A 10,543-nucleotide genomic window follows, 5' to 3' on the forward strand; every position below is an offset into this window, starting at 1 on the left:
GCAAGGCTGCCGTTTCACCGCGATTGACAGGGAAAGGGGACTGGGACTAGTCCCGGTCGGAGGAGAACCCCAGATGGAACGAGCATCGCAAGCCGCGGCCCCTGCCTATGCTCCGCTCGAAGTGGGACCCCGCACGATCCCAATGCCTACCCATGTCAGTCCCGAGGCGCAGCAATACATCGCGATGCCGCGGCTCAACTTATTGTCCGCCGACAAGTATCCCGACCCACAAGACAAGGAAGGGTGGCGCAGGAACATCGCCGAAGTGAACGGGATGATGAAGATGATGGAGGAGATGGTTCTCCCTCTCTGCCCGGTAAAGATTGAACGCACCACCATGAACGGAGCACGGGTCGCAGTGGTAACTCCCAAAAGCATCGCACCGCTGCACCAGAATCGGGTGCTGATGAATATCCATGGCGGCGCGTTTGTATATGGTGAAGGAATGATCGTGGAGGCCGCGGTCGCCGCCCATCTGGGACAGATCAAAGTGATTGCGGTGGATTACCGGGTTCCGCCGGACCATTGCTTTCCCGCCAACCTGGAAGATACCACCGCCGTCTATCGCGCGCTGCTCGAGAGCCATCGTCCCGGTTCCATCGCAATCTTCGGCACCTCGGCGGGAGGGACCTACACGGCGACGACCGTCGTCAAGCTTCGCCAGCTTAACCTTCCTTTGCCTGCGGCCGCGGGAATCCTCACGCCGGCCTGTGATCTGAGCGGGAACGGCGGCGACACGACGTTTACCAACGACGGAATCGACAGCGCGTTATCGGGAGCCCGCCCCCGCGAGGGCACCGGACCGAGCGCGCTGTTTGTCGGCAACCACGATCCGAAGGACCCGCTCATTTCACCGATCTATGCAGACTTCAGCACGGCCTTCTGTCCGACCTACTTCCTGGCCGGGACCCGCGACTTTCTCCTCTCTTCGACCGTCCTGCTTCATCGCGCGGTGCATCGCGCCGGAATCAAAGCGGAGCTTCATGTGTTCGAGGCGATGTCGCACGGCTTCAATATCATGGCGCAGCTTCCGGAAGCCCGTGAAGCAACGCTGGACATGATCCGATTCTTTGACGAGTGCATGGATGCGGCCGCGGTTTGACCGCTGCTTAAACTACAATTCAAGCGAGGTGCACAGACGATGAAAGCGATGGTGATGGAAGAAATCGGAAAGCCCATGGTGGTGAAGGAGTGGCCGGAGCCCAAGTGCCCTCCCGACGGGGCGATCGTGCGCGTGGAAGGCAGCGGCATCTGCCGTTCGGACTGGCATCTATGGCAGGGTGACTGGGGTTGGATCGGGTTCAAGCCCCGAATGCCCACCATCCTGGGCCACGAATTCGCCGGGGTGATCGAAGAGGTCGGCAAGGACGTAAAGACACTCAAGGCCGGCGCGCGGGTGGTGGTTCCACTCGCGCAAGGGTGCGGCGTATGCGACGACTGCCGCACCGGCCATTCCAATCACTGCATGGGCGCAGGGATGGGGGGATATGCACGCTACGGTGTCCTCAGTCACGCCGACTACAACTACGCGCCGCTTCCTGACAAGGTAAATTTCGTGGAAGCGTCAGCGATGGGCTGTCGTTACGTTACCGCGTTTCACGCAATTCTTGACCAGGGGCAGGTCAAGGCCGATGAGACGGTGGTGGTGTACGGATGCGGCGGCGTCGGGCTGTCGGTGATCCAGATCGCTTCGGCGCTCGGCGCGCGCGTGATCGCGGTCGATCTCGATGATCGTAAGCTGGAACTTGCCAAGCAGGTTGGTGCCAACGATGTCGTCAACGGCAAGAAGACCGACCCGGTCAAGGCCGTGATCGAACTGACTCGCGGGGGTGCTGACGTCAGCGTGGATGCGCTCGGTATCGCCGTCACCTGCCGCAACGCAGTCCTAAGTCTCCGCAAGCGCGGTCGTCACGTTCAGGTCGGGCTCACCACGCAGAGCGAGAACGGCGAAGTCGCACTGCCCGTGGATCAGATCGTGTTCAAGGAAATCCAGTTCTCGGGGTCGCTCGCGATCCAGTCGTTCCGCTATCCCGCGATGCTGAGCATGGTCGAGCGCGGGCTCCTGCAGCCCAGGAAATTGATCACCGAGACGATCCCACTGGAGAAGGCATTCGGGGTACTCGAGCAGATGTCCAAATTCGAAAACGTCGGCATCAGCGTGATCAATCAGTTCTAGCCCGCACGGCCGTTTTGGTTGGATATCCTCGCTAAGCGGGAAGGCCACCGAGACACGAAGGCACCAGGAGGGAACCAGCCTGCGGCAGAACTGCCATTGTCCCCTGGGGTCTTCGGAGTCTCGGTGGTTGGCCGGCCGCTTTTTCTCCCGCGGCCGATGAGGATCGTTGTGGGGACTATTTGCGCGGCGTCATTCCCTCGAGAATGTCGACCTTGCCGGCGAAGTCCTCGAGCTCAACTTCGGTGGTCTCCAGGATGCTGGCGGTTTGCCGCCAGTGACCGATTATGATCAGCAACTCGATTATTTCTTGCGCGCTCAGGTGCCGCTTGAGGGCTTCGAGCGTCGGTCGCGAGGCTTTGACGTTCGCGTTCACCTCGTCGGTAAATTGCAGCACCAAGCGCTCGACCTCGCTGAAACAGTGGGCAGGTTGCCAATTCTCGATGGCCGCAATCTGCTCGTCGGTCACCCCAACATGCTTTGCCGCCGGAACGTGCTGCGTCCATTCATAGACCGAATGGCAGTCCTTGGCGGTGCGAAGAATCGCTATCTCGCGGAGCTTTGGATCGATCGCGATCTGGGTAAAGAGTGCATTACTCAAGCGGCTGCGTTGACGAAATATGCCCTGAGCGTTGGCGGTCATCCTCTGTACGTTGAGCACAATCCGTCCGGATTTGAGAATCTTGAGAACCTCGGGAGAAGCGTCTTTGTCCTCGAGATAGGGTAGCAGTGCCATTGTAGCCCTCCGGATGGTAGTAGTCGGCGGCCCTCGGTGTGCGGCGCCACCGCAGCAGCGCGTCTGCACCTCTGTAGATCGGTTCCGCATCGAATTACCAGCGCCGGCACCCGAAGCCTTACACTGTCACGAGATTGACGCCGCGCGCTGCCTAGGTGCTAAGAAGGATCTCATCAGGTGGGAGAGCGGATCGAAAACCGACACGGAGGAAAGCCATGTCACTACTGACCGGCGGCGGCGACCACCTCTACGAAGTCATCGCAGAATGGGGCGAAATGCCCAACAAGTGGACCTACGACATCGCCGGGGTCGCCGTCGACTCCAAGAGCCGCGTCTATATGTTCAATCGTGGGGACACCCCGGTCGTGGTTCTCGATAGCAGCGGAAAGTTCCTTCAGAGCTGGGGCGACAAGGAGATGTTCCCGCGCGCCCACGGAATTACGATTGGCCCAGACGACAGCGTCTGGCTTACCGATGTTTTCGACCATACGGTGCGAAAATGCACGAGCGACGGGAAGGTCCTGATGACGATCGGCGTGAGCGGCCGGCCCGCCAGAGCGATGAGCGGCGAGCCTTTCAATCAGTGCACTCACGTCGCCATTAATCCGCACACCGGCGATCTCTTCGTCTCCGACGGGTATCTCAACCCCAAGGTCCACAAGTATTCTCCGGATGGCCGCCTGCTCTACTCATGGGGCCAGCCGGGCAACGACCCGGGCCAGTTCAATTTGCCGCACAACATCGCCACCGACCGCGATGGCTATGTCTATGTCGCCGACAGGCACAACAATCGAGTGCAAGTGTTCACGCCTAACGGCAAGCTCGAACACATCTGGACTGGGATGGCGATGCCGTGCGGCCTGTGTATCGACACACGCAGTGCGGAGCAGCTCTGCTACATCGGTGAGCTCAGCTCGGTTTGGTGGACACAGGGGCTGGCGGATTTCTGGGAAGCATGGAACCGTCCAGGCATGGGCCCACGCGTCAGCATCTACTCGCTCGACGGAAGGCTGCAGGCGCGCCTGTGCGACAATGGTCAGGGCGACGGTCGCGGTCAGCTAGTCGCTCCGCACGGGATTGCAGTCACTCCAGAGGGCGACATCCTCGTCGCGGAAGTGTCTCACACCATCCTCGGCAGCAGGCTCAAGCCCTCCAGACCGGTACGAAACTTCCTGCGTCTGGCAAAAGTCAAGAAATCGGAACGTCAGACCCACGTGTGACGTCCACCGCAAACATTCTGACCGCCGCCAAACCACGGCGGGCTATCACCGTTGACACCTGGAAGTAACCGTAATGGACAATCCAACGGTAGTGTTCCCGCGTCCGCGCCAAGTCACGATCGAGAATCGCCAGCGGCCCCGACCCCACGAGGCTGAGCTCCTGATCGAGACCCATGTAACCCTAATCAGTATGGGGACCGAACTGACCATTCTCGCCGGCCAGTTTCCCGAGCGTTCGGCCTGGGCGAATTACGGGCGCTTTCCGTTCTTGCCTGGCTACTCGAACATCGGGCGAGTGGTCGAGGTCGGCGCAGGGCTTGACAAGGATTGGATCGGTAAGCGGGTCGCGACACGCACACCGCATGCCCGGTGGGTGATCGCGCCCGCCCACGGCGCCATGGGCGTCCCGCCCGCCGTGAGCGACGCGGATGCCGCACTTTTTGCAATTGCCGCGATCGTGATGAACGGAATCCGCCGCGGAAAGCTGGTCTGGGGGGAGACCGTGGTGTTTGGCCTGGGCGTCCTTGGTCAACTCGCGGTCCGCTTGGGCGAATTGGCCGGCGCGCGCAAAGTCTTCGGCATCGACTTGGCCGACTCGCGCCTGGAGCTACTTGTGAAATCCCCTGCGGTCGTCGGCCTCAATCCGCGCACGGACGACCTGGTAAAGACTGTGCAGGAGCGCAATCACGGCCGGCTCGCCGATGTTGCATTTGAAGTGACGGGTGACCCGACGCTGATTCCTGCCCAATTCGAGGTACTGAGCCGCGAGGGCCGCTTGGTCGTCCTGAGCAGTCCGCGCGGGCCGACCACGATCGACTTCCATGACCTTTGTGATTTCCCCGGCTTCGCGATTGTCGGCGCACACGAAATGACTCATCCGGCGGCCGAGACGCCGGGAAATCCCTGGACTCATCGGCGCCACTTCGAGCTGTTCTTCGATCTGATCGTCGCAGGGCGCCTTGAGGTGTCATCGCTGGTACGGAATAATTTTTCTTACCTCAGTGCAGCGGAAGTTTATTCCAACCTGTTGGCCGACCGCTCCCGCTTCATGGCAGTGACCTTGGACTGGAAGAGCGAGTAAGGCCGCGGTTGCGGCATGGCTTAGCTGGCGACCGGCGAGACATCGACGCTTGGGTTCGACGGCAAGTTACACTCCTCGAGACCTGCCAGTCCTCGGCCGCCCTAAGCTGTCGTAGCTCCCTTACTTAAGGCGACTTGACCACAATCCGAGCGGGGCGCTACGAGATTGGTTATGCGTGCAAAGACACAGCGTACATCAATTTTTCTATTAGCACTGCTGGCGGCAGCGCTTGTGGGGCCGCAAACGGCCCGCGCCGAGATCTCCGCACGCGACGCGCGCGCGCTCGCCGACGCCAAGTTGATCTACATCGCCACGGTCCGCAAAGACGGCAATCAGAGTAAGGCGGCGCCAGTGTGGTTCACGCTAAGTGCCGACAACCAGGCAATATTGATCCAGACCGGCCCGCAGACCTGGAAGGTCAAGCGTATCAAACGTGGCAGTCCAGTGCTGGTTTGGATCGGCACGGCCGGAGGACCGGCATTCCTCGGGAAGGCGGAGATCACCCCGGATGCTGGCGTGCAGAAGAAAATCCTCACCGACATGCACGCGAAATACTGGGAGAATCGCGTGCTGGGGGTGGGTCCCTCGGCCGAGCGCTTCAAGACCGGGGACCGGCTCGCGATAGTCATAACACCGGTACGCGACTTGCCAGATGGCTTCAGTTCCGCTCCCGGCAGCCCCGCGCCAAAGCTCGAGAGCTCTGGCTCGAACTCGTAGTCTCTTCAGTCCCGACTAGGCTGGCAAGTTGAGGTCGTAGCACTCGACCAGGTTGTCGTGCAGCACCAGATTTCGCTCCTCCTCGTCAAGCTCAGCGGTGTGCTCTTGAATCACCTCGCGCGAGCGGGGCCAGGTTGAATCGAAATGCGGGAAATCGTTCGCCCACATCAGGCGACGCACGTTACACAAATGGCGCAGCCTGAAGGCCATCAGATCATCCTGGAACGTGAGGTAGACGTTGTGACGGAAGTACTCGCTGGGAGCCTTGGACAAGGGTTCGGTCTTGATGTGATGACGATGGTGATCGTAGGCGTAGTCCATCCGGTACATAAAATGTGGCACCCACCCGGCATCCGCTTCGGCACAAATTAGCTTGAGCGTGGGGTGGCGTTCAAAGACACCACCGAACACGAACATCGCCAGTAGATCCTGGTTGCCACGTACCAGGTTCATCCATCCGTTCAACTTGGTATTCACCCCGCGGTTGCCGTCCGAGTAGGGGCTGTCGGTAGTCTCATTCGGGTTGCGACGACCGGCCAGATGATGGAACGTCACCGGCAATCGGAGATCGATGCACGCATCCCAGAAGGGGTCGTAAAGCCTGCTGTCGTAATCCTCCTCGCTCGGCCACCCGGGGAGCATCACGCCTCGCAGTCCGAGCTCCTTGATCTTGCGCGCCTCCGCAATGGAATCGTCTACGGTTCGCAGCGAGACCTGGCCTACCCCCAGCAGGCGCTCCGGCTGAGTTGCACAGAACTCAGCCAGCCACAGGTTGTACGCGTCCATGCACGCTTTTCGGTAGTCGTAGTCGAGATGCTTGCACAGCACCATGCCGACGCTCGGATACAGGATTTCGGCGCCGATGCCATCGCGGTCTTGGTCGGCAAGGCGTACCGCCGGATCCCATCCGCCACGCTGCAACCACCCGCGGTTAACGCGTTCGAGATTCGCGATCGCGACTGGATCTATGCCCGCCGCCGAAAGCAGAGTCACTGAGATCGGGCGGTCGATACCGTCGACAACATAGACGTCGCCGCGTCGGCTGTCGTGTTGCATGTGGGGCGCCCGGTCTTTGAAACGACGGTCGATGCGGGACAGATAAGCGTCGGGCGGTTCAGTTACGTGCGAATCGGCGGAGAGGACCGGCTTCAACATTGACGGTTTCCTCCTGAACTGCGATTTGCTACCCGGCTTCGGCGCGCGCCCGGCGAGTAGAGCAACCTCTTCATTCGACTTACCCCGGCCCGTGATGTTGAATCGAATCTGCAAAAAGGACGATTCAAAGTCAAATCAGTCTTCAGTTAGTCAGCACGGATGGCCCCGGGGCGGACAGGAGCGCGTGCAAGCATTGACCTAACCGTAAGGAGTCCGGCTATGAAGCGAAGCATCAACCGCATCCTGGTTTCGCACGCAGGCAGCCTGCCCCGGCCCGAAGACTTGCGGACGATGCTGGCAGCCAAGCAGGGCGGACGATCGGACGACCCGGATGCTTTGCAGCAGAAGGTACGAAGTGCGGTCGCGGAAGTCGTGCGGGCTCAGGCTGCCGCAGGAATCGACATAGTTAATGATGGTGAGCTCTCGAAGGTCAATTTTACCAGTTACGCTCGCGAGCGCTTGAGCGGCATCTCACAGCGCCGCAACGATTCCGGTCAACCTGCATTCAAGATCTGGGGGCGGGACGAGGCGGAATTCCCGGAGTATTTCGCCAGAATCAACTTCGGCATCGGTGGGGCAGAGTGCGACGGTCCGCTGAAGTATACGGGGCAGGAAGCGGTGCGTGGCGACATCGAGAACTTCAAAGACGCGCTCAAGGGGGTGAAGGTCGAGGAGGCGTTCCTGCCCGCGGTGGCACCGGGAACGATCGAGCACTGGCTAGGAAATAAGTACTACCCGAGCGACGAAGCCTATCTCTCAGCGATCGCCGACGCCATGCACGAAGAGTACACCGCTATTACGGGGGCAGGCCTGATTCTTCAGATTGACGACCCGGACCTTGCCGACGGGTGGCAACTCCATCCGGAAATGGATGTAGCCGCTTACCGCAAATTTGCAGCCTTACGCATCGAAGCGCTCAATCACGCGCTCCGCGGAATTCCCGCGGAGCGTGTTCGTTTTCATATGTGTTGGGGGAGCTATCACGGTCCGCACAAGTATGACATCGCGCTCAGAGACATCGTCGACCTGATCCTCAAGGTGAATGCCGAATGCTACTCAATCGAGGCTTCCAATCCGTGCCACGAGCACGAGTGGCGGGTCTGGGAGGAAGTGAAGCTGCCGGAGGGGAAATCGCTGATGCCGGGGGTGGTTGGCCACGCGAGTGATTTTGTCGAGCATCCGCAGCTGGTGGCCGAGCGCCTGCTCCGCTACGCACCACTGGTAGGGCACGAGAACCTCATGGCCGGAACTGATTGTGGGCTGGGCACCAGGGTGGGCCATCCCAAAATTGCCTGGGCGAAGTTCCATGCGATGGCCGAGGGCGCGCGCCTAGCCACCCGGCAGCTGTGGAAGAACTAGCGCGAGTAGTCGATAGAGCGCCCTCTGCTGGTTCGATTCTACGAGGTCGAGCCAACGCCTCTCGGCGGGCATTGACGGTTTCTGATTCGACCGGCCGGCAGCTCGGCCATATCGTGAGGATGGGCGCCGTTGATTAGCTGTTCGTCGCTGCGCAAGCAGCGTCCAGTCGGTCAGGAATGCGAGAGCGGTGGCGATACCCTCACCGACGCCGACCGCCGCCCGCTCCAACAAAAAGTGGGACGGCTTACCTCATGAGACGGAAGGAGCTTCTCAATCTGCGTGATGCCGGCGCGATATGGGATTTCCGCCCCACCTCGGCGTGGCGTTTTACCCCACCCCCAAACTGACCCAAGCCTCTCCCGCTGTTACAGCGTCACAGAACTCGGAGATCGTCGCTCTTCGATTAGGGTTCCCAATCAATCGGCCCGATAACGTCCAGCGGGTGCTCGTGTCCGGGTCCAGGTCTTGCCCCGAGACCCGTTCGTGGTCTCGTTGGAGTATACGACCGCGATCCTGCGCATTGGTCTATGAGCCGAGAGACGCCTCGCCGCCAAGAGCTCAATGTGAAGCCGTATGAGTTCTCAGCTCTGGCCTACCGAGCAAAGGCGGGTGGTGCGATACTTGGGATGTTAGCTTCTCTGTTGCTAACCGCGATTGTCCTAAGCGTTAGCCGTTGGCCCGCCATTATTTCGGCGAGGGTCAAGCGATTCAGAGTCGCCCTGACAATGTGGCTTGAGCGTTTTCGCCGGATTCCCAGCCCATGGGGGCTGATTCCGCGATCACATACGGGACCCCTGACATCGGCATCGTCATTTGCTTTCCGCGAGTCCAAAAATCGTCCGGTTCACGCAGTTGGGAAGTTTCGGGGAGAAGTGGATGAACCCAATTTGCGTGAATTTCTGAGACCGCGGGTTCACTCGCTCCGTGTCCGCTGGAAGCGACCGTCGCCCTCGGGGCGAGCCGAATCGCTGGGACTCTCGGTCGTTAGGGGTCTGGCTGCCTCACGGCTGATGCTCGACCCCGACCGCACGCTCGAGGTTAACTGCGGGAATTGTCGGGCGAAGTTCCGCCCCTGGTACGGCGCTAACGATTCCGGCGTACAGACGATTCACGTGAATAGGTGCGGCCTGTGCGAAGGCGACCCCTTGATGAAGCTCATGTACGAGGATTGTGGGTTGCAGCTGGTTGCGCGCGTCACCAACCGTGAAATTCGCAAGACGATCAGTCAGTTGCGTTGATGCCCCGCCCTCAGTAGCGAACTACTCGACGTCGGTAAAATTAGGCCTGAACGGCCACGAATCCTGTCGTCCGACCCTTCGAATCGATTTGATGTGAGGGGGCTGCGATTGGAGGCCGGACTCCTTGCAGAGCCAGAAGGCTCTCCGAAGAAATTCTGGTTGCCGCGCCCGGCTTTCCTACCTCTGTCTTGTGAACCGCCTCTATTCCGCGCGGTCGTCGGCCGCCTCGAGTGGGGTTGAGTTGCGTCTCCCGCCGCGGAGTTTCCTTCCGACAACGCGTAAGAAGCCATCCACGTATCTGGCCGCGTATTTTAGGTAGGCGAATTGTACCGAACTCAGGTCAAGCTTTTTTTGATTTACAAGCAACACATCGGAGTTATCTCTCCGCGAAAACACGATCGGCAACCAACCCAAATCTATCAGCCGGTTGAGCGCGGCCCTGACCTTGGAGGTCAAATCGAATTCCGTTTTGAAGTCATGAAATGCGACGGTCATCTGATCTATCCGGTCCAGGATGTCATTGGGCAAGGTTTGGAGAAGTTCGACCTCGGAACCCTCGATATCGACTTTCATCAAATTTATTTGCTCTATACGGCAGGTCTCCATGAACCGCTGGAAGGTGATCCCGTCCACCTCTATGGAACCTATTCCCCTTCGCGGTAGAGGCCGAAGACTGTGAGACTCTGAATAGGTGGAGACGTGCAAGCGAACCGGAGCGTCGACCGGAGTGATTGCACAGTTTAAGACGGACACCAGGTCGGATTGACGGATGCGTGAATATGACAGAGGGTGGGGTTCGGCCCCGTAGCATCGGCAACCAGAACGTCGGCTGATCTCGGCGGAGAACTCCCCCAGATGCGCGCC

General features: G+C 60.0%; 10 protein-coding genes. 7 read left to right on the forward strand and 3 right to left on the reverse strand.

Features of this window, described 5'->3' with window-relative positions; translation table 11 throughout:
- Positions 1–73 precede the first annotated feature (73 nt).
- Together VGI36_11940 and VGI36_11945 are read left to right on the forward strand one after the other, a co-directional pair.
- Positions 74–1,102: an alpha/beta hydrolase gene (locus VGI36_11940; GenBank protein HEY2485854.1), complete on the forward strand. Its 1,029-nt coding sequence runs from the start codon at positions 74–76 to the stop codon at positions 1,100–1,102.
- A gap of 39 nt (positions 1,103–1,141) precedes the next feature.
- Positions 1,142–2,176: a zinc-binding dehydrogenase gene (locus VGI36_11945; protein HEY2485855.1), complete on the forward strand. Its 1,035-nt coding sequence runs from the start codon at positions 1,142–1,144 to the stop codon at positions 2,174–2,176.
- A gap of 175 nt (positions 2,177–2,351) precedes the next feature.
- Here the strand turns inward: VGI36_11945 and VGI36_11950 are convergent, their stop codons facing one another.
- Positions 2,352–2,909, reverse strand: a complete 558-nt coding sequence (locus tag VGI36_11950; protein ID HEY2485856.1) for a carboxymuconolactone decarboxylase family protein — start codon at positions 2,907–2,909, stop codon at positions 2,352–2,354.
- 215 nt (positions 2,910–3,124) lie between these two features.
- Here VGI36_11950 and VGI36_11955 point away from each other — a divergent pair, with 215 nt between their 5' ends.
- The 3 genes from VGI36_11955 (at position 3,125) to VGI36_11965 (ending at position 5,927) form a co-directional block, all read left to right on the forward strand.
- Positions 3,125–4,129 carry a peptidyl-alpha-hydroxyglycine alpha-amidating lyase family protein gene (locus VGI36_11955; protein ID HEY2485857.1) on the forward strand — a complete coding sequence of 335 codons (1,005 nt, stop codon included), beginning with the start codon at positions 3,125–3,127 and terminating at the stop codon, positions 4,127–4,129.
- A 73-nt stretch (positions 4,130–4,202) separates the two neighbouring features.
- Positions 4,203–5,210: a zinc-binding dehydrogenase gene (locus tag VGI36_11960; GenBank protein HEY2485858.1), complete on the forward strand. Its 1,008-nt coding sequence runs from the start codon at positions 4,203–4,205 to the stop codon at positions 5,208–5,210.
- 171 nt (positions 5,211–5,381) lie between these two features.
- Positions 5,382–5,927 carry a pyridoxamine 5'-phosphate oxidase family protein gene (locus VGI36_11965; protein HEY2485859.1) on the forward strand — a complete coding sequence of 182 codons (546 nt, stop codon included), beginning with the start codon at positions 5,382–5,384 and terminating at the stop codon, positions 5,925–5,927.
- A gap of 15 nt (positions 5,928–5,942) precedes the next feature.
- Here the strand turns inward: VGI36_11965 and VGI36_11970 are convergent, their stop codons facing one another.
- Positions 5,943–7,082: an amidohydrolase family protein gene (locus tag VGI36_11970; GenBank protein HEY2485860.1), complete on the reverse strand. Its 1,140-nt coding sequence runs from the start codon at positions 7,080–7,082 to the stop codon at positions 5,943–5,945.
- Positions 7,083–7,301: 219 nt separating this feature from the next.
- On the opposite strand from VGI36_11970, the gene VGI36_11975 reads away from it, so the two are divergent.
- Positions 7,302–8,441: a cobalamin-independent methionine synthase II family protein gene (locus VGI36_11975; GenBank protein HEY2485861.1), complete on the forward strand. Its 1,140-nt coding sequence runs from the start codon at positions 7,302–7,304 to the stop codon at positions 8,439–8,441.
- A gap of 872 nt (positions 8,442–9,313) precedes the next feature.
- The gene (locus tag VGI36_11980; protein HEY2485862.1) at positions 9,314–9,679 is read left to right on the forward strand and encodes a hypothetical protein; all 366 of its coding nucleotides are present in this window, start codon (positions 9,314–9,316) and stop codon (positions 9,677–9,679) included.
- Positions 9,680–9,880: 201 nt separating this feature from the next.
- Here VGI36_11980 and VGI36_11985 read toward each other — a convergent pair whose 3' ends face one another.
- Complete coding sequence (locus tag VGI36_11985) at positions 9,881–10,534, reverse strand: FkbM family methyltransferase (protein HEY2485863.1); 654 nt, start codon at positions 10,532–10,534, stop codon at positions 9,881–9,883.
- Positions 10,535–10,543: the final 9 nt, after the last annotated feature.

Source organism: Candidatus Binataceae bacterium, from assembly GCA_036495685.1.
Taxonomy (GTDB): domain Bacteria; phylum Desulfobacterota; class Binatia; order Binatales; family Binataceae; genus JAFAHS01.

Coding starts and splice junctions, on each gene's coding strand:
- VGI36_11955 (HEY2485857.1), top strand. CDS start 3,125: ATGTCACTACTGACCGGCGGCGGCGACCACCTCTACGAAGTCATCGCA.
- VGI36_11975 (HEY2485861.1), top strand. CDS start 7,302: ATGAAGCGAAGCATCAACCGCATCCTGGTTTCGCACGCAGGCAGCCTG.
- VGI36_11945 (HEY2485855.1), top strand. CDS start 1,142: ATGAAAGCGATGGTGATGGAAGAAATCGGAAAGCCCATGGTGGTGAAG.
- VGI36_11940 (HEY2485854.1), top strand. CDS start 74: ATGGAACGAGCATCGCAAGCCGCGGCCCCTGCCTATGCTCCGCTCGAA.
- VGI36_11950 (HEY2485856.1), bottom strand. CDS start 2,909: ATGGCACTGCTACCCTATCTCGAGGACAAAGACGCTTCTCCCGAGGTT.
- VGI36_11970 (HEY2485860.1), bottom strand. CDS start 7,082: ATGTTGAAGCCGGTCCTCTCCGCCGATTCGCACGTAACTGAACCGCCC.
- VGI36_11960 (HEY2485858.1), top strand. CDS start 4,203: ATGGACAATCCAACGGTAGTGTTCCCGCGTCCGCGCCAAGTCACGATC.
- VGI36_11965 (HEY2485859.1), top strand. CDS start 5,382: ATGCGTGCAAAGACACAGCGTACATCAATTTTTCTATTAGCACTGCTG.